19 protein-coding genes and 3 pseudogenes are annotated in these 17,579 nt (G+C 43.2%); 14 read left to right on the plus strand and 8 right to left on the minus strand.

Annotated features, from left to right (window positions below; all coding sequences use genetic code 11):
- The 13 genes and pseudogenes from ABVM99_RS06210 to ABVM99_RS06270 form a co-directional block, all read left to right on the plus strand.
- Positions 1-141, plus strand: a pseudogene (locus ABVM99_RS06210) (type VI secretion system tube protein Hcp); the annotation flags it as partial.
- A 551-nt stretch (positions 142-692) separates the two neighbouring features.
- A complete protein-coding gene (locus ABVM99_RS06215; RefSeq protein WP_000342571.1) occupies positions 693-884 on the plus strand; it encodes a T6SS immunity protein Tdi1 domain-containing protein in 192 nt (63 codons plus the stop codon).
- A gap of 355 nt (positions 885-1,239) precedes the next feature.
- Entirely contained in the window at positions 1,240-1,557 is a 318-nt protein-coding gene (locus ABVM99_RS06220) for a PAAR domain-containing protein (RefSeq protein ID WP_023194577.1), read from the plus strand.
- The gene (locus ABVM99_RS06225) at positions 1,554-1,820 is read left to right on the plus strand and encodes a bacteriocin immunity protein (RefSeq protein ID WP_000768133.1); all 267 of its coding nucleotides are present in this window, start codon (positions 1,554-1,556) and stop codon (positions 1,818-1,820) included. The genes ABVM99_RS06220 and ABVM99_RS06225 overlap by 4 nt, the downstream gene beginning before the upstream one ends.
- A 51-nt stretch (positions 1,821-1,871) precedes the next feature.
- A pseudogene (locus ABVM99_RS06230) lies at positions 1,872-2,048 on the plus strand (type VI secretion system tube protein Hcp); the annotation flags it as partial.
- Positions 2,049-2,062: 14 nt separating this feature from the next.
- Positions 2,063-2,341: pseudogene (locus ABVM99_RS06235) on the plus strand (bacteriocin immunity protein).
- A 341-nt stretch (positions 2,342-2,682) separates the two neighbouring features.
- Positions 2,683-3,117: a hypothetical protein gene (locus tag ABVM99_RS06240; protein WP_023194579.1), complete on the plus strand. Its 435-nt coding sequence runs from the start codon at positions 2,683-2,685 to the stop codon at positions 3,115-3,117.
- A gap of 256 nt (positions 3,118-3,373) precedes the next feature.
- Complete coding sequence (locus ABVM99_RS06245; RefSeq protein WP_024134298.1) at positions 3,374-3,658, plus strand: type VI secretion system PAAR protein; 285 nt, start codon at positions 3,374-3,376, stop codon at positions 3,656-3,658.
- A 132-nt stretch (positions 3,659-3,790) separates the two neighbouring features.
- Positions 3,791-4,294 (plus strand): hypothetical protein, encoded by a 504-nt coding sequence (locus ABVM99_RS06250; protein WP_001151810.1) that lies wholly within the window; start codon positions 3,791-3,793, stop codon positions 4,292-4,294.
- 222 nt (positions 4,295-4,516) lie between these two features.
- Entirely contained in the window at positions 4,517-4,738 is a 222-nt protein-coding gene (locus ABVM99_RS06255; protein ID WP_223175022.1) for a DUF3289 family protein, read from the plus strand.
- A 202-nt stretch (positions 4,739-4,940) separates the two neighbouring features.
- A complete protein-coding gene (locus tag ABVM99_RS06260) occupies positions 4,941-5,465 on the plus strand; it encodes a DUF943 family protein (protein WP_052938328.1) in 525 nt (174 codons plus the stop codon).
- Complete coding sequence (locus tag ABVM99_RS06265) at positions 5,443-6,087, plus strand: hypothetical protein (RefSeq protein ID WP_023194456.1); 645 nt, start codon at positions 5,443-5,445, stop codon at positions 6,085-6,087. The genes ABVM99_RS06260 and ABVM99_RS06265 overlap by 23 nt, the downstream gene beginning before the upstream one ends.
- A 1,433-nt stretch (positions 6,088-7,520) precedes the next feature.
- The gene (locus ABVM99_RS06270; protein ID WP_023138738.1) at positions 7,521-8,204 is read left to right on the plus strand and encodes a LuxR family transcriptional regulator; all 684 of its coding nucleotides are present in this window, start codon (positions 7,521-7,523) and stop codon (positions 8,202-8,204) included.
- Between the two features lie 104 nt (positions 8,205-8,308).
- Here the strand turns inward: ABVM99_RS06270 and ABVM99_RS06275 are convergent, their stop codons facing one another.
- The 4 genes from ABVM99_RS06275 to ABVM99_RS06290 form a co-directional block, all read right to left on the minus strand.
- Positions 8,309-8,866: a DUF3156 family protein gene (locus tag ABVM99_RS06275; RefSeq protein ID WP_023194454.1), complete on the minus strand. Its 558-nt coding sequence runs from the start codon at positions 8,864-8,866 to the stop codon at positions 8,309-8,311.
- A complete protein-coding gene (locus ABVM99_RS06280) occupies positions 8,844-10,343 on the minus strand; it encodes an APC family permease (RefSeq protein WP_000475960.1) in 1,500 nt (499 codons plus the stop codon). Before ABVM99_RS06280 ends, ABVM99_RS06275 begins: the two co-directional genes overlap by 23 nt.
- A gap of 208 nt (positions 10,344-10,551) precedes the next feature.
- Entirely contained in the window at positions 10,552-10,926 is a 375-nt protein-coding gene (locus ABVM99_RS06285; protein WP_000542984.1) for a cupin domain-containing protein, read from the minus strand.
- A 14-nt stretch (positions 10,927-10,940) separates the two neighbouring features.
- Positions 10,941-12,242 carry an FAD-binding oxidoreductase gene (locus tag ABVM99_RS06290; protein WP_001092825.1) on the minus strand — a complete coding sequence of 434 codons (1,302 nt, stop codon included), beginning with the start codon at positions 12,240-12,242 and terminating at the stop codon, positions 10,941-10,943.
- Positions 12,243-12,403: 161 nt separating this feature from the next.
- On the opposite strand from ABVM99_RS06290, the gene ABVM99_RS06295 reads away from it, so the two are divergent.
- Positions 12,404-13,888 carry an NAD-dependent phenylacetaldehyde dehydrogenase gene (locus ABVM99_RS06295; protein WP_023194453.1) on the plus strand — a complete coding sequence of 495 codons (1,485 nt, stop codon included), beginning with the start codon at positions 12,404-12,406 and terminating at the stop codon, positions 13,886-13,888.
- A gap of 135 nt (positions 13,889-14,023) precedes the next feature.
- Here the strand turns inward: ABVM99_RS06295 and iraD are convergent, their stop codons facing one another.
- The 4 genes from iraD to ABVM99_RS06315 all read right to left on the minus strand — a co-directional run bounded on the left by iraD (position 14,024) and on the right by ABVM99_RS06315 (position 17,455).
- Positions 14,024-14,404: an anti-adapter protein IraD gene (gene iraD / locus ABVM99_RS06300; RefSeq protein ID WP_001543513.1), complete on the minus strand. Its 381-nt coding sequence runs from the start codon at positions 14,402-14,404 to the stop codon at positions 14,024-14,026.
- The gene (locus tag ABVM99_RS06305) at positions 14,404-14,889 is read right to left on the minus strand and encodes an Hcp family type VI secretion system effector (RefSeq protein ID WP_000338753.1); all 486 of its coding nucleotides are present in this window, start codon (positions 14,887-14,889) and stop codon (positions 14,404-14,406) included. Before ABVM99_RS06305 ends, iraD begins: the two co-directional genes overlap by 1 nt.
- A gap of 725 nt (positions 14,890-15,614) precedes the next feature.
- Entirely contained in the window at positions 15,615-16,538 is a 924-nt protein-coding gene (locus ABVM99_RS06310; RefSeq protein WP_000540891.1) for a polysaccharide deacetylase, read from the minus strand.
- A 38-nt stretch (positions 16,539-16,576) separates the two neighbouring features.
- The gene (locus ABVM99_RS06315; protein ID WP_001650692.1) at positions 16,577-17,455 is read right to left on the minus strand and encodes a carbon-nitrogen hydrolase family protein; all 879 of its coding nucleotides are present in this window, start codon (positions 17,453-17,455) and stop codon (positions 16,577-16,579) included.
- Positions 17,456-17,579 lie beyond the last annotated feature (124 nt).

Genomic DNA, 17,579 nt, shown 5'->3' on the forward strand with positions numbered 1-17,579 from the left:
GTGCCGCACTGCCAGGACGACACCAAACGTGAGTTCACACATCTGATTAAAGTTTCTCTGGCTTACCGCAAAATTGAATGGAAACACGTTTCAGCAGGCACTTCAGGTACTGATGACTGGCGTGCGCCGCTGGAAGCATAAGAGTAAATCCACAGCATTCCGCCTTAATGGTGGGATGCTGTTTTTGTCCGGGAACGGAGACAAAAAGCCCGTGCCAGCAATGAGTTACGTCTGTTACGTTTCATATATGGGAGATGGTGGATGCCGGAAACTTTGGCGGTAGCGTGCCTGAAGCGGCTGTCCTCCCCATTGCCACTGCCACGAGCGGACCGTGGTTCCTTTTTCGTCAATAAATCCAGAACAAGGTTATGTCACAAAATGGCCTGCGTTTTACGCTGGATGTGGACGGATTAACGCCGACGGCAACCACTGTCGTCAGCTTCACCCTCCAGAGGTATCAACAGTTCAACAGGTGCAAGCTGGAATAAGAATGAAAGACTAAAAACACCAGATGATGCATCCAATGATAGCATTAAATCAGGCCATGGTTCACAGGAGGAAATATTACCATCTTACCTTTACTTAATAAGATCATTTTTAATGAAAATAGGTTTATCAATAAAACAAAAAATATTCTTGACAGTGAAATTACATCTTTTCTTGCATCTTCAAGTCAGGAAGGATTTGATTTAGTGGATGATAACAATAATTATCTTTTTGATCGCACAGTTAAAAAATTAGGCGCATTAGCTGATAATGAAATGTTTGGTTTGGAACCTGCATACATTTTGGGCGGGGAAATAAAAAAGTTTTCTTTATTCAAAAAATTGAATTTTCTGATGGGAAGATTATCATTGATAATGAATCCGTGTCATGGTCACTAAAAAAATTTAGTACACAAACAGAATACTCATGCTATATCCAAATTCATAAAAAAAGAAAGAAAAGCTTTATCTAATAACAAATTTTAAAAAAATCAGCAGTGCGTTGAGAAAACTAATACATACATTCCCAGATGGAATTACGCCATCAAATCGAAGAGAAAATAAATTAATTAATATCCTGGATTTGCATAAAAAAGATTCAGAGTTTAGATTTTTATCAAAAGAATTAATTATTTCTATTGGAGTTGCAGTAAGTACAATAATCCTATCACTTATTAACTTCTAATAAATAATTATTCTTATTTTCCAGGATAATCTCACAACTTATTATTTAGTAATGAAGCTATGGAGAAAAATGCCCACAACCGCCCGACTCAACGATAAAGGCACCCAGTACGACGATTATTACGAGACCGTGAGTATAGCGAGTTCCCCCACGGTATTTATTGACGGCCTGCCCGTTGCCAGAATGGGTGATGCGGTGGACTGTGGCGGGGTTGTTAATATGACTCGAATGAAATCAAGTAAGGCATCAAAGGTTAGAAAAGTTGACAGAGTCGGAAAACAGGGGTTCGAGTTTCATCATATAGATGAAGTTGCAAATAGAGGCGATGTTTACAATGTAGACAATCTCCGTGTGAACACCATATTGACATACACAGGCGATTTATGAAATTAAAAGAAAATATTAGTGATTATACGGAAAGTGAGTTCATTGATTTCTTGAGAGTGATATTTTCTGAAAACGAGTCGGATACAGATGAAACATTAGATCCATTGCTTGAGTATTTTGAGAAGATCACTGAATACCCAGATGGAACAGATCTTATCTATTATCCTGAAACGGAAAGTGATGGAACACCCGAGGGTATTCTGAACATAATTAAAGAATGGAGAGAATCTCAAGGATTGCCTTGTTTTAAGAAAAGTAAATGAAAATCAGGTGTAGGGGAATGCCCAGAGTTACTGGCGTAGTTTAGTAAATCGAATCAAACTTTGATAAAAAGAGGTCGAGCGCCGTACACCTTGATAAGGCAACAAGTCGGAGGTAGGTGGGCTTATGAAATTTATCACGTTGGAAAGATCCAGTATGGAGGAATGGTGTTTGATGTTGATAACCTTAGGATAAACACTCCTAAAAATCATATACGATTGCATAAGTAAGGTTTGAGGTGAAAATGGAACTAAAAAATAACCTTGAAGATTATACAGAAGATGAGTTTATCGAGTTTTTAAATAATTTTTTTGAGCCTCCTGAAGAGTTGACTTGAGATGAATTATCGAAGTTTATTGATAATCTTCTACGCCATTTTAATAAAATTACTCAACACCCTGATGGCGGGGATTTGATATTTTATCCATCAGAGGAACGAGAAGATAGTCCTGAAGGAGTTATTGAAGAGCTAAAACGCTGGCGGAAGTCTCAGAGACTCCCCTGTTTTAAGGAAAATAAGTAGCGATCAGTGGTGAGGAGTTTGTCAACCGGAACCGGGATGATAATGCAGTGACCGTTAAAAGGCAAAAATATGTCAGTTAAGGGAGCAACTATCAAAGGCATAATTCTGAGTATTTTTACACTGAACCGTAGTGCCAGAGGATATATTTATCTGACGCGAATCGTATGAAGTGAGAGCTTTACGTACGGTTTGTGAGAGGCTGTAAGGAAAGATCCTACGGCCTACTCACTAAGAGTCTATTTTTGTACTAAATAATTCACATTTTTTTGCACGATAATCAAGATTGTCTTTTAGGTAATATATATGGAGGAATGGTATTTCCAAAAATACCATGAATATTTATGAAATTATGTTTTTTAACTCTGATTTGCATTGTGTTTCCCATGATTGTCTCATGTTCCGGAAACACGATAAAGTATCAACCTGACGAACTCTCTCCCGCTAAATTTGGCACAATTTACAGCAAACAAGTTGAGCTAACGGGTGGACTTGTCAGTAGATTGTATTATATTATTCATCCAAGTTATGCTGGGGTATTTAGGACAGAAGAATTTTCACCTGCGTTGGAGAACCCTCGAGATATAAAAGAAAATTGGGATGGTATTTATATAAAATGTATTGGATGCGACGAGCATAGATGTAATACTATCGAAATTAAAGGTAATATTAATGTTGAGGAAGATATCGTTATCGAGCTTAATGGTTACACGATGGGATCGGGATGGTCTTCTGGAAAAGAAAGCCACAAGACATTCACAATACATGTTGAAAAATAATCGGTTACGGGAGATTTTTTATTAATTCTTCCTTGGGGAAATACTTCCAGGCCACGCAAAGTCTTGGTTTCGAGAGAGAATAGCGGTTATGCCTCCAAAGGAAAGATATCGATGAGATATTAACATGGGATTATTTATTTAACAAAGCCTAAGGATACCTCGTATAACCGATTTATGGAAAGGTAAGACAGAATATTAGCGAATAACCATAATGAAGCGAATGTAATTATCATTGATGACAATAAGGATCTAAAATATACCCACAGCAGCCCGACTCAACGATAAAGGCACCCAGCACGACAGTTATTACGAAACCGTGATTATTACGAGCTCCCTCATGATATTTATCGACAGATTACCCGTCGCCCGGATGGGCGACCCGCTGACGCCACACTCCAAACCGGAGCATCCGCCCCATCCGCGTAAAATTGCGGGTGGCTCCTCCACGGCATTTATCGACGACCTTCCCGCTGCCAGAACGGGTGATGGGATGGACTGTGACGGGGTGGTTATCGGCGGCGGCACGGTAAATACAGGCTGAACATTCAGGGAGGGCAGACATGTCCCGGGAAGGTCTTCGTTCCACGCTGGAGGCTGACGGCCAGGAGTCGGACACCTTTGCGGTGGCGAATTTACATCCGTTCAAAAAAATCTAATGTAAGAGATAGATGATATGGCTAAATATATATTCCTCTTTATCTGGATTGTGACATTTTCTGTCAGCGCTGGTGAGCGAGGATATTATTTATTCGTATGGGGTAACCCTGAAGGGAAGGAATATTTTAAAGAATATAGAGCTGATGAAAGGATATATGCGGTCAATAAATCCTGTTGGAATGAAAGAGCGGGGAACTCTATACGAATAGTATATGTTGATACTTATCCTCATGGAATAACCGATTCTTTAATTAATTCCTTTTTGGCTGGGAATAATAAATCCATAATAAATATTAGAGTATCATTGAGTAATTTTAGTGACGATCAAATACTTCATGGTTTTGATGGCATGTTAATAATAAATAAAAAAAATGAAGAGATCGAGATTTTTACTATTCCAGTAGTTGGTGCTAATTACTCATATAAAGATAAATTTTTAGTAAACGTCCATGATTTTGAATTATTTGATGGAAAGATCTGTAACGCTTTGATGCCTATAGATAGTTATTTTTCACCATAATAAGGGTTGTTGAATAAATCAAATTACCCTGTACCGTCAAATGTACCTACAGTCGACACGGGTAACGGTTCTACATCTTCTGGGAAGCAAAAGGCAACAACAAAAGATACGGAACAATTGCCGACAGTGGGAAATAAAATCGTGGAGGGCCTATAGCTACGGACTGAGATTATCTGTTCATGATATGTATGCCACACACGTTACCATAACATCATTGAATGTATCAAAAATGCCTATGCAGCAAACGGGCATTACAGGATGCAGGATCATTTTAGTCTTGACAGTAATGATATAACACATTGGCTTTATAGCCATTGGGATGTCTTTAAAATTTGGTTTGTACTTCAACATTATGAGAAAGAGGGGTATGAGTTTAAGCCATTTATACACAAAATCATTCAAGATGCATCGCGGCGGCAAGGGAAGAAATCCCCGGGAGCATAGATAACGATGTGACCGGGGTTTCTGAGCGCAGCCAACAAAGAGGCAGCTTAAAGGATGAAGTGTATATTACAGAAATAAATACCACCGTAAAAATCTCAGGTGTCAGAGGATATTATTCCTGATTTGGTATGTATTGTCGGCAAGGTATTTGTTTGTATTGTTAACATAGCATAGTCCGATATTTTGCATAAGGAATGTGATTGTGTCATGGGTAATAACGAAAAAATTCATTTATATTGTGACAATCGCCATATTATTTTGTTCTGTTGTTATATACTTATGGTCAGGCAGACCAGTAGAAATCGTGGATGTCCATTATTATTCAGGTAAAGACATTAACATTCTTGCCAGGCATTTCCCCATTACGGACAGGGGAAAGCTGAATTGGTGGAGAGAAAATGAAAGAAAAATTCTGGAAAAATATAATCTCCCTGAAAATGATTTTTCGGTATATATATGGGATTTTGGTAACGGTTATCAAAAATTATCGCCCTATGATGCCGAGGATGAATTTTATTGTTTTCCTGATATAAAATCAGAATCAAAATGTATCAAAAAAGATATATATATGTCTGCTGAATCTGGTGGTAATTATTATCGGATGTTTTTATTTTCTGGTTCTGGTTATTTTTATCAACCGAAAAAAGATGATGATAAGCTTATCGAATCAAATAACTCCACCAGGCTCAACCAGGATAAAAGCCATGAAAAAAATCACTATCATTAGTTTGTTTCTTATCTTACCTTTGAAAGCAAATATTATTCCATCTATATCATTACCAGACAAATTAAGTGAGTCGAAATATTCTGTAAGAATGCTTCGCATTGATGCAAGGATTGACTATCGCGTGGAAACCCCTGAGTGTAAGAACGTAAAATTTAATGATTACTTTTTCTTAAATGAAAATATTAAAGAACTCAATGATAAAAACCATGTTTATGATCCTGAGTTTTATCCAATTACATTATGGAGTTGTTCATATAGCAGAGAGGTGTATGATGTTGGTGAGTATGGCTCACATATACAGCACATCGTTTTTGATAAAAATATATGGGTGATAGATGATGATGCAACAAAAACAAATAATAAATTTAAACCATCAGTTTTATATAATATAAGTTCAGTGAATGCACAGGGTTTCTTAATCATTGATGAGAATATTTCGGAGATGGATAAAACAATATACGAAGATGATAACATAAAAAAGAAATTTTATTTTTGTATGATTGATGGCTCACATGCTTTATGCGGCGCAGGCAGTTTAATCAGAAAAATAGATAATCAGTTGATTGATTTTACGCCATACATATTAAAGTCACTGGAAAGTATGGAGATTGGCGTTAATTAAAAAAGAATATCCGATATTAATATACTCTAAATAATTTGAGTTACAGGAATGCAGTAAATTTCCAGGAGTCTGGATGTTGGATACTGAGATGAGCGTATCATTAATGACGAGGTTACTCTGCGTTATTTAAGTGGTTCATGCCGCTTTAGTTCTGTCTTTGACACAGACGAGTAGCTTGAAATTCCAGGTGAGAGCAATTATCATTTTTCTGTTCCACTTGATAATATGTATCATTTTTATCAGGTCAGCATCGTTATAGTATACGTACAGTGGATTATTTAATCGTTGATAGAAACTGGCCTTCAAAACAAGAAAATTACTATCATGCGCTACGCCTGTTGACGTTTACGCCTAATAAGATATGCCAGAAAACAGATAATGGCAGGGTTATTCTTCAGCATAAAATTAACTGTCATAATAATGGTAATGGCGACACAAAAAGAAAAACCATGAAATATAATGAAGGTACTTTTAAATATATGCTCAAAAAAATCATTAGCGCTCTCGCGTCAATTATTGGTGGGCTACTTGTTTTTTTATGTGTCTATTGGTTATTTCGTCTGGATACCTGGACAGAACGAGGGATTTATATAGGCGCCTCTATATTTTTGTCTCTTATTCTCATAAAAATACTATCATTCTTCAATGACGAATAGACGGCAGGAAAAAACCGTGAGTGTCTCACACCGATTCTTACTGGATGTCAAATTTCGAAAGCCTGCCCTGCTGATACCCTATACAGAAGAACTGGTTCAACAATTATCAGACAGTGGCAGGAATCAAACCCACACCGGGAAAATCATGTAGATAATTCTGTAAGGGTTAGTTTTGTGGTGGTCTTGATAAACGGTCAAAAATAGCTTTAACAGTCCATTAGCCCAAAGGACTTCTCCGAGTCCGGGCACCAACCATTCAGATGCGGACGCCCTATGGCGTCCGTTTTTATTTATAAAATCAACAGGTTACTCCGCTCTCCATGTTCACTACTGTTCATTAAAATATACTGGCAGCCACCGCTTTTTGTGGGTAAAAACGCCGGTTTTCTGCATAGCGCATGACGCTATTGAAACGTTATTTAGCAAATCCTGTCTGAACCAGAAATTAAGTCTCTGTTAACCTGCACTATTACAGAAAATCATAGAACAGTCATCTCAAAAGAATATCGTCCTGAAGGACGAGAACCCAAGGCATTTTCAGGAGATGAGTCAACCGCGACAGAAAAAAATTATATTAATAATTTTTAATTATTTTTTAGAAAACCAGACAGGATTTAAATTAAAACTGTTTTATTTCAAATGGTTATAAAAAATACCGCAACACGCGTCACATTATTAACATGTGAATGATTGTGTTAACCGAATGTAAATTGTATGTTTCAACATACCACTATTTTACTGCGTCCCGGCGCGCTCATCCGGATGGAAGGAGATAACATGTCAGCCTTATCAACTACTGGCCATAATGACGGGATCACTCTCCATTGCTTACAGAGCATTGCGCAACTCATTCCTCTGTCGTCGGCGGTTTTTTATCGTGTTAATGCTTATTTAAAGCCGGAAGCCTATGTTTTACATAATATTTCTAATAGCACACACCAACAATATCTGGAGCATTTTCAACCATTAGACCCGCTATCGCCTTCCCGGTTCGGCCAACAGGTTGTTACCGTAGCGACGATGACGCCCGGTATCTGTGCCCGTCATCGCCATTATTATCATGAATTTATGCTACCTAATCATGTGTGCGACATGATTGAGATCTTTATTCGTCGGGGCCATCGTATTATCGCGGGCATTTCATTAATGCGCGATATACCTTTTTCCAGCGAAGAGCGTTTGCGAGCCCAGGCAGTACAACCATTACTGGGACTGGCAATTCATGATTCTCTTCAGGAAGACAACAATCTGACGTCAATATTGACCGCCAAAGAGCGTGAAATTGTGGGAATGGTCTGCGAAGGGGCCAGCAACAAATTGATTGCCCGTCAGTTGAATATTTCTCTCTCAACAGTGAAAACGCATTTACGTAATATTTTTGCTAAAACAGAAGTGATAAATCGCACGGAACTGGTTTCCCGAACCAGAATGTCCTCGGTACAACATTCACAGCATATGTGAAAGCGTGCTTTTTAACCCGCGTCAATTGCGGGTCTTTTCCCCCTGTGTCATATATGCCTGAATTAATACCACTCTCTGATCTGATGCCTCAATAAAATGTCATATTATCTGGCGTCGGTATCCTGTTGCAGCCATTGATTCATGGCCTGATTGATCATATTTATCACACTAAGCAGAAGAACACGCTGGTGTCGCTCAAGCCGCAGATAACGGCGCAGCGGCGGCATTTTACAAACCACTTCGCTAGCAGCCCATAGCTCAATGCTGCAATACCATTCCTTATGATGTAAAACCAGCGTAAACCGACGATAATCCAGTTCACTCAGTGCCTGTTGTAAATTGGGGAAACAATTAAGATAGTTAATCAGCCCGGCGGTACTTTTACTGCCAGTAAAAATGACGGGATAACGTTTCAGCCATCCGGGCTGATGAGCGCGAATTTTGCCCTGCAAAGGATAATTGATTGTGCCTTTCACCCTGAATTCACAACTGTGAATACTGGCCATGAATAACCGTTTTTGCTGAACATGGCAGATAACCTGGGTAAATGCATTCAGATGCAGCACGGCGCTATGTTCGGTCAATTTTTCACAACGCCAGCCGCTCAAATCACGTAACACCATATTCATTAATGCGTTCTTAAACCAGGGGACGGAGGACATCTGGCGTCATCTCTTCATTGTTTCGCTTTTCATAATTGCCCATCGCCCGTTCCACGACCTCTTCTACCGGAAGCGGGAGGAAAGGATTAACCCGTTGCACACATAATGTCCAGAATAAGGCATAGGCGGCAGTCAATCCAAGCATAATACCGAATGGTATAAGTACATCCCGACTGTTCATTCCAGGAGGCGCGATATTAATAATGGCGATAATAATACCCACGCTCGAAATAATCTGAGGTAAGGGAAACCAGGGGGCCCGGTAAGCGCGTGGCAAATCGGGGCGCCGAATACGTAAGATAACGACCGATAACGTTACCAGCAGATAAGCTACTCCCCAGGCGCAGACCGCAGCGAGGATCAGCGGAACAATGTGGTCGATATCACCGTTCAGATACCAGGCATGTAAACAGGGAATCGCAACACCAAATGCGATGGCGATGACCGGTGTTTTAAAGCGGGGGTGCAACCAGGTCAGAAACCGCGGCAAAGCGCCGTCCAGCGCCATGCCGTATATAATACGCGGTACTGCCGCCATCAGCGTATTAATCGTCGCACATCCCGCTAACAACAACCCCACGCCCAGCCAGTATTGCCCGACATGTCCCATGACACGATTGGCAAAGGCGGGAATAGCCATCGGCGTATCCAGTAAAAAGATATGGTTTGCCGCATCGACAACCACATTATTTACCTGCCGGTTAATCGCAGCGCCATAGAGGAACATACAACCTGCCACCGCTAAAAGGCCAAGCGCCATCGCTCTGGGAATCGTACGATGCGCTTTTTTAATTTCCGGCGCCATTGGCGTTACCAGTTCACAACCGACGAACATAAACATCGCCATGCCAATATAACCAAACAGACCAGAAAGATTACTGACATCAAGCGGTGCGCCAAACCACCCGGAATGATGAGTGACCGGGGATAACAGGATCCCGCATAAACCGAAGATGGTCAGGGTAGTCCACATACCGAATGTAAGAAACACTTCCACCTTGCCAAATACTTCAACACCAATGGCATTCAGTAACCCGAAAACCACTACCATGCCGACGCCAACCATCCAGGTATTGTGCTGCATGGCCACGTGTTCGCTAACAGACTCAAAGTTCACCAGCGCCATGACGCCAGCGAGAATCGTTTCTGCCGTGCCGGCAAAAATGTGTACGATCAGGTAAGCGCAAAGCGCACCGGTGATAGCGAAAAAACGCCCCATCCCGCAGGAAATATAGTCGTAGACGGAGCCAGTCGTGGGAATGAGCGTTGCCGCTTCGGCAAAGGTGGTAATCTGCGCTTGCATCATAATAAATGCCAGTAATACCGCAAGGGCAAAGGTATCTCCCCCTGAGCCAAAACCACTGGTCACGGTCAGGATCACCGGGCTTGCCATAATCAGCCCGACGGAGCTGGCAAGCGTCGTGGGGAAACCAATAACGCCACGTTCAAGATGGCTGGCAAGTCTGTTTTTAAACATGGTCAACCTCTTCACTATTATTACAACAATAAATTACCGCTCCGGAATAACGCTTATTTATGGCAGGCACCGCATCTAACAGGTATCGTCCTGAAGAGGGATAACGGTAAATAACGTTGTGACGCCGTCCCCGCATGCGCTAATAGCAAGTGGGGAGCGCGTTATTCTCCCCAGTGATACCAACGCTACTGACGAACAATTAAAGGATTCAACCCTGTTTGTGGCTTTCAACGTTTGCCAGATAATGTTTTACAAAACGGGGCGTTAAAACTTTCCATGCCACTTCGGTTCCCTGTTCAACAAACCAACTATCGCCTGGTGAAAAACGTATCGGTTCCTGACCCGCAACAGTGAGTTCCACTTCCCCTTCCAGCACGGTTGCGTGCTCGGTAAAGGGATAAATCATCGTGAAACCGCCGCGGGTCGATGAAAACAGTCCACAGGTAAATACATCCTCAGGTTTACCGTAAATCATCGCAACGGCGACCTGGGGATCGCCTTCTGTTGGCAACGCCCCTAACAGGCTGACACTCCCGACTGGCTGTAATTCAGGAACAGGTTGATTGAGTTTAAAAGCGTGCATTAATGTTCTCCTGGTTAATTCCGGCCTTTCCAGAAACCGGCTGTTTGATGTATCAGTTTTCCCGCACTGACCAGCAATAGACGTAGACTGTCGCGACCATAAATTGTCGCGTGGGGAATGCTACTCATCAGACGATACCGCTCGGAACCGCCATTTATTCCTTCGGCCAGGATTTTGCATACAATATGGGAAGGCGTGACGCCAAATCCGGAATAACCCTGAACATAAAAAACATTATTGTGTTCACGAAGCGTGCCAATCTGCGGAAACAGATTCGCGCTACAGGCCATCGGTCCGCCCCAGGCAAAATCGATTTTAACGTCTTTCAAATAAGGGAAGACCTCCGTCAACAGAGTGCGGTTCCAGGCAGCAAAATCGTGCGGGGTATATTCAAGAAACCTTGTGGCGCTGCCAAACAGCAGACGGTTTTCTTTTGTGAGACGGTAGTAATTTATAACCGGGCGGATATCGCTAAAAGCCCCGCGCAAGGGACTGATCCGCTCAACAAGCTCGCTGGAGAGAGGTTCTGTAGAGACCTGATAAGAATAAGTAACCAGCGTTTTCTTATAAATTTCTGGTTCCAGATTATTGAGAAAACTATCACAGGCCCACAGCAATTTGGCTGCTTTTACGCTGCCCATCGCAGTACGTACCCGCACAGTTTTACCGTAACTGACCTCAACCACAGGTGAATATTCGAATATCTTCACCCCCAGCGAATTCGCAGCCTGAGCGGAGCCCAGCAATAAATTCAGCGAGTGGACATGCCCTCCCCCCATATGCTTGAGAACACCGCAGTAGACGTCGGAACCGATAACCTGCTGCACGTCTTTACCGGTATAGAGTTCAATATCGTCTTCCGGCGTAGCGGCTTTGAATTCTTTTTCCCATTGTTGCAGCGTTTTTAACTGCCGCTGGTTGTAGGCCAGATAACCATATCCGGGGACAAAATCAGCATCAATATGGTATTTACGAATTCGCTCCCGAATAATACCTGCGCCGAGGTTCGAGATTTTAAACAGCGTCTCCATTCCCGCTGCGCCTACATATTTTTTAACGGCTTCGATGTCGTGACCTATACCGGCCATTACCTGACCGCCGTTTCGTCCGGTGCCGCCATACCCAAGATGACGGGCTTCCAGAACGACAACATTAGTGATCCCCTGCTCCGCCAGTTCTAGCGCGGTATTGATGCCTGAAAAGCCACCGCCAATGATCACCACATCGGCATCAATATCCTCTTGCAGAGCAGGAAAATGCAACGGGTATTTTTTCGTCGCGCCGTAGTAATTCAACGCATCGATTTTTGTATTCATCGCGTTACCTTGTCATCACGCTTGACTAAGACCGCTATCACAGCACGGTAACGTTTTACAAAATATCGTCCGGAAGAATGACGTTCTTTGGAACGATATTCAGCCCCGAAAAAGTATGTTGGGATGGAAAAACGTACATTCCTGACCTACAGGCACTTCTGATGAGCGATGTGACATTACTTGCCGAAGTAACGACTTTTTTACGCCAACGACACGGACAATTTATTGCAGGTGAACGTCAGGCCGGAAACGGCACGAACTTTTCGGTCACTAACCCAGCCACCGGCAAAATCATCGCCGACGTTGTGTCGGCAACCCCTGCGCAGGCAGAAGAGGCCATGCAGAGCGCCAGACGGGCGTTTGATGTCTGGCGTAAAATGCCAACGTTACAACGCGGCGCATTACTGCTGAAACTGGCTGATACTCTTGCCGCTCATCGTGAAGAGTTGGCTCAACTGGAAAGCGTCTGTTCAGGTAAAACGATTATGCTGTCGCGCAGTCTTGAACTCGATCAGTCAGTGGCCTTCCTGCGTTACTTTGCCGGTTGGGCAGGAAAAATAACCGGTGAAACGCTGAATGTCTCCCTGCCATCAATGGGAGAAGAGAGATACACAGCGTTTACCCAACGCCAACCCATTGGCGTGGTCGTCGGTATTGTGCCGTGGAATTTCTCAATTATGATTGCTATCTGGAAGTTGGCCGCAGCGCTGGTATGTGGCTGCACCATCGTCATTAAACCAAGTGAATATACCCCGCTGACACTACTGCGAGTCGCAGAACTGGCTAAAGAGGTAGGTTTCCCTGATGGCGTGATTAACGTGGTAAACGGTGCTGGCGGTGAGATAGCGCAACAGCTGATCGCGCATCCAGATTGCGCCAAAGTGAGTTTCACCGGGTCAGTTGCGACAGGTGAGAAAGTCCGGCGTTCGGCAACATCGTCAGGAAAACGCGTTACCCTCGAACTGGGAGGGAAAAATGCGGCGCTGTTTCTCAATGATCTCTCGGCACAAGCCATGGTCAACGGTATTCTTGAAGCCGGTTATCTGAATCAAGGACAGATTTGTGCTGCCGCAGAGCGTTTTTATCTGCCCCAGGAAAAACTGGATACGGTCATGACGCTCCTCAGGCAACGGTTATCGGAGATCGTGCCCGGCTCGCCTTTAGATGAAAAAACGGTGATGGGCCCGCTGGCGAATCAGGTTCAGCTTGAAAAAGTGCTGCATCTGATTCAACGCGCACGGGAAGAAGGGGATACTATTGTTTACGGCGGTGAAACTTTACCCGGCGAAGGGTACTTTTTACAGCCGACGGCGGTAAAAGTGCGTAGTAAAAACAGTACGCTGATGCACGAGGAGACCTTTGGCCCTGTCTGTAGCTTTATCGGTTATCAGAATGAAAAAGAGGCGCTTTCACATATCAACGCTTCGCCATTCGGCCTTGCTGCAAGTGTGTGGTCGGAAAATATGTCTAAGGCATTACGCTACGCTGAAGATATTGATGCTGGCATGGTGTGGGTCAATATGCATACCTTCCTCGATCCCGCGGTACCCTTTGGAGGGATGAAAGGATCGGGCATTGGTCGTGAATTTGGCAGCGCGTTTATTGATGACTATACCGAACTTAAATCGGTCATGGTCCGTTATTAACCATCCTGAAAATGATGCAGGCAGATCAACCATACCGAAAGGAGGACTGTCTGCCTGATTATCAGGTTCGCTCGCTGCGTTTTTTTGCTTTTGGGATAATGTTAAACGCCCGGCCCGGCGTTCCTTCCTGCATTACTAGCGCCATCTACCGTTAGAGTAGGCTATCTCCAGTCTTAACGGTTCAGACTCATCCTGTAACATCGCTTCCAAAGACAACGCCAGCGTCTGATGATGGGCATCTTTTACACTGACTTTCAGCATGTTGATGCTCGGTTCATAACGTAAAATAGCAGCGCGAAGCTCACGGCAAAACCAGTTGAGAACCCGTTTGTCACCCACATTCACCTCGTGCCATTCCGGCATACCCCGAGTGAGCAGCGGCGGTAATGTCTCGCCACCTGCCACAGCGCAAGAGTTGAATAAACACATTAACTTGCGGCGTACCAATTCATGTGGGCTTATCCCCTCAACCAAGAGCCTGTCGAATAGCGCGACCGGAATGGTTGGCGTCATCATCATTTCCCTATCTGGTCCATCGCCAGATCCCATACTGACGTTCTGGACTCCTGTTGAGCGCCGTCTGATTTCTCGGCAGTGATTTGCCATTCGATTTTCGTGAAGTTCAGCGACATCGTTTCCACCGGCTTACCGCCGGCGCCGCCGCTAACACTGAGTTGTGATATCAGCACGTTTGTCAGGGTATAAACGATAAGCGACCGCATTTTGCCGTCGTCATTGCGGCACAACGTCAGCACCGCGGTTCTAATTAGCCTCCCGCTACAGCAGTACTCATTGAGCACAGGCGTGGCGAGGTCGACAAATTTGGTGAGCGACATTTCACCAACATGCGCACGCCCGGAAGTCCGCTCAGTGAGGCTAACATCGTTATTTACCTGCATTGCCACATTGTGGCTATAAGACATGATCTCTATCTGATCTTCAAAGCCTTCAACCTGGCTTTCGCCTTTGATATTGTCGAGCTTTAAAAAAATCGCATCCATGATTTATCTCCTTGTTGATCAGGTGGCAGTTCAGTAGCCAGACGAATACCCGCGGCCAACGCTTGTGACTCTTATTAAAAGCGCAACGACCAAAAAACACAGCGTGAAAAGCGCCAGGTTTGCAGGGATTTTGCCAACGTTTACCCACGTCTGATAAACGTTATTCCGCTGGTTGCAATGCAATAGAGGGTTTTGGCCCGCTGTGGCCAAATACAATTGAGGTTATACTGAACGCTCTCTGCCATATTCAATCCCTTTTATCGCAAAGTATCCCTAGTGCCGGTATCACAGCATCATTATTCAAAAATTGACATTTCAGAATAATAATCAGCTATATATAAAAAACACATCAAAAAGCAAATATCAACTTAATTTTTACTTATTTAATAAAAAACCCCAAATTGATTTACATCAATTAACACATACAAAAACACTAAAAATCAAAGCGTTAAATAAAAATTAATCACTATGGAAATTTTATTTTTCTTAATACTCACATTATAAATGTTATTTGCTTATTTTCCTGTGAACACTAAAAAATGATTTAAATCAAAAAACAAACTATTCTCGTTGATTAACGTTTTGACCGAAATAAAAAAGATTTTATACGTCCCGGGATAGTCTCCCTTTCTGATGGACAATATACATTACCGAGCGGGCAAACAGGTAACTTCTGCCCGGGTAATCCGTTACCCGACTGATATTAACATTGTCATGAGGTGATATCATTTGCCCGGCCAGCCATAATCATCCGGAACCGGCGCTACGCCACGAACATCAGGACGGAGCATTTTTTGTCGATCCTCTTCGTCATCCACCCAGACACTGGCTATCTCTTCACAGGTTGCAAACCATACGCCATCATGCCCTTTAATATGTTCAATCAAGCGTGACAACATCATCATATGATGCCCATGACCGATTATCTGCGGATGAAGGGCCATCGCATATAAACCGTTTTCCTGATGGTGATAAGCATAGGTAAAAATATCCTTCCAGCGTCGCAGAACACCGTCAGTATCGCTCATCCCCTCCTGGTTGCCGGTATACGCCAGTGCGGGAAAATCATCCAGATACCAGCTAACAGGAATTTCCAGAATTGCGCTGGCCGGGCCTGCGATATTTCCCGTTTCCCAATTCACCTGCCAACGTTGAGGATGGTAAGGCACAAGATCTCTCGCCATCAGGCTACTGTCATAGAGAAAACCGGCTTCCTCCAGAAGATCCAGCGTATTCTCGCTATAATCCCAATAGGGAGAACGGTATCCCACAGGGCGTATGCCAAAATGTCTTTTATAACAGGCGAACGCCAGATCCATAAGTCGGCGTTCTGTATCACGATTCACCAGAGTCGGATTTTCATGATAGTAGCCATGGTGAGCGATTTCATGCCCGGCATCAAAAATCGCTTTACTGATTTCCGGGAAGGTGTCTACAGTGTGTCCGGGAATAAAAAAGGTGGTTTTGATATTATTTTCTTTAAACAATTTCAGAAGCCTTGGTACGCCAACTTGTGCACCAAACTCTCCTCGTGACATAAAGGATGGCGACGGTCGATTAAATCCGCCCAGCCATAAAGACTGAGCATCTACATCGACACCAAGATTGACCGCAATCCTTTTACCCTCAGGTAATTTTAAATATCCCATAACGACCTCCAGCTAATACATAGAAGGGACACATTCTGTTATTTAATGTGTGATGGCCAGATATTATATATGCCTGCTTTTCTGCGTCTGTCCTTGAACGTTGTTGCTGCCCCCCCAAGTCTATTTTCATATAGAACATCGAGGTTAATTTCTCCTGAAATGACATCCTCTTGATTGACGTGCGCCTCTGCGATAATACCTTGTGGATTTTTCCACACGACATCACAGGGGCTTAAAATTGAACTTCGGGCCCAGCAGCCTGGCAGTGGCCCGCCCGGGTTTCCGCCCAGGCAACAGTGAACAAGATAAATTTGATTTTCAATACAACGTGCGTGGCAACAATGCCTGACTCGCCAAAATCCCTGTTCAGTAAACGTAGCGGAAGGCGTTAAAATTAACTCCGCACCCTGTTCCGCCAGCGTCGCGGCACACTCCGGTATTTCTGCTTCATAACAAATATTAAAACCCACCTTTGCAAATGGCAGTTGAAAAACAGCCATTTTATCGCCTTCCTGAGTATACCAACCCCGTTCAGCCGGGAAGATATGCGTCTTACTGTGAGCATAATGTTCGCCATCGGGTCCCCATATATGCGCAACATTCTCATAGTGATCTGCTCCAGTCTGCTCCAGATGAGAGCCAGCAATAATGAACTGTCCTCTTTCTTTCGCTTCCTGTTGAAAAAGCTGCTTATAGGCATCCGTGAATTGATCAATTAAAGTAAGGTGTGAAATGGGTCTTTCTTGCCATTTTTTCAATAGTGTAAATAGCTCAATGGTAAATAGCTCCGGGAAGATAACGACATCAGCCCCCTGGCTTTTATTAAGAAGTATCCTTACCTTTGTTATGAAATCTTCAAAAGTGTTTATTTCAGTAACAATATACTGACAGGCTGAAACAGTAAAATTACGTGACATCGTGATATCCCCGGCATGAAATTTAAACTTAAATTAACGTATAGCGCATGGAGAATATTAGGGAGCGGACATTACGACATCAGGTTATTTTTTGTGAAGCTGCGCAAAATATATGGAGAAAAGA

The organism is Salmonella sp. SJTUF15591 (genome assembly GCF_043356435.1).
In the GTDB taxonomy this organism is placed as follows: Bacteria; Pseudomonadota; Gammaproteobacteria; order Enterobacterales; family Enterobacteriaceae; genus Salmonella; species Salmonella enterica.

Coding starts and splice junctions, on each gene's coding strand:
- ABVM99_RS06265 (WP_023194456.1), top strand. CDS start 5,443: ATGAAAAAAATCACTATCATTAGTTTGTTTCTTATCTTACCTTTGAAA.
- ABVM99_RS06295 (WP_023194453.1), top strand. CDS start 12,404: ATGAGCGATGTGACATTACTTGCCGAAGTAACGACTTTTTTACGCCAA.
- ABVM99_RS06270 (WP_023138738.1), top strand. CDS start 7,521: ATGTCAGCCTTATCAACTACTGGCCATAATGACGGGATCACTCTCCAT.
- ABVM99_RS06275 (WP_023194454.1), bottom strand. CDS start 8,866: ATGTCCTCCGTCCCCTGGTTTAAGAACGCATTAATGAATATGGTGTTA.
- ABVM99_RS06290 (WP_001092825.1), bottom strand. CDS start 12,242: ATGAATACAAAAATCGATGCGTTGAATTACTACGGCGCGACGAAAAAA.
- ABVM99_RS06250 (WP_001151810.1), top strand. CDS start 3,791: ATGGCTAAATATATATTCCTCTTTATCTGGATTGTGACATTTTCTGTC.
- ABVM99_RS06280 (WP_000475960.1), bottom strand. CDS start 10,343: ATGTTTAAAAACAGACTTGCCAGCCATCTTGAACGTGGCGTTATTGGT.
- ABVM99_RS06305 (WP_000338753.1), bottom strand. CDS start 14,889: ATGGATGCGATTTTTTTAAAGCTCGACAATATCAAAGGCGAAAGCCAG.
- ABVM99_RS06225 (WP_000768133.1), top strand. CDS start 1,554: ATGAAATTAAAAGAAAATATTAGTGATTATACGGAAAGTGAGTTCATT.
- ABVM99_RS06240 (WP_023194579.1), top strand. CDS start 2,683: ATGAAATTATGTTTTTTAACTCTGATTTGCATTGTGTTTCCCATGATT.
- iraD (WP_001543513.1), bottom strand. CDS start 14,404: ATGATGACGCCAACCATTCCGGTCGCGCTATTCGACAGGCTCTTGGTT.
- ABVM99_RS06285 (WP_000542984.1), bottom strand. CDS start 10,926: ATGCACGCTTTTAAACTCAATCAACCTGTTCCTGAATTACAGCCAGTC.
- ABVM99_RS06310 (WP_000540891.1), bottom strand. CDS start 16,538: ATGGGATATTTAAAATTACCTGAGGGTAAAAGGATTGCGGTCAATCTT.
- ABVM99_RS06220 (WP_023194577.1), top strand. CDS start 1,240: ATGCCCACAACCGCCCGACTCAACGATAAAGGCACCCAGTACGACGAT.
- ABVM99_RS06315 (WP_001650692.1), bottom strand. CDS start 17,455: ATGTCACGTAATTTTACTGTTTCAGCCTGTCAGTATATTGTTACTGAA.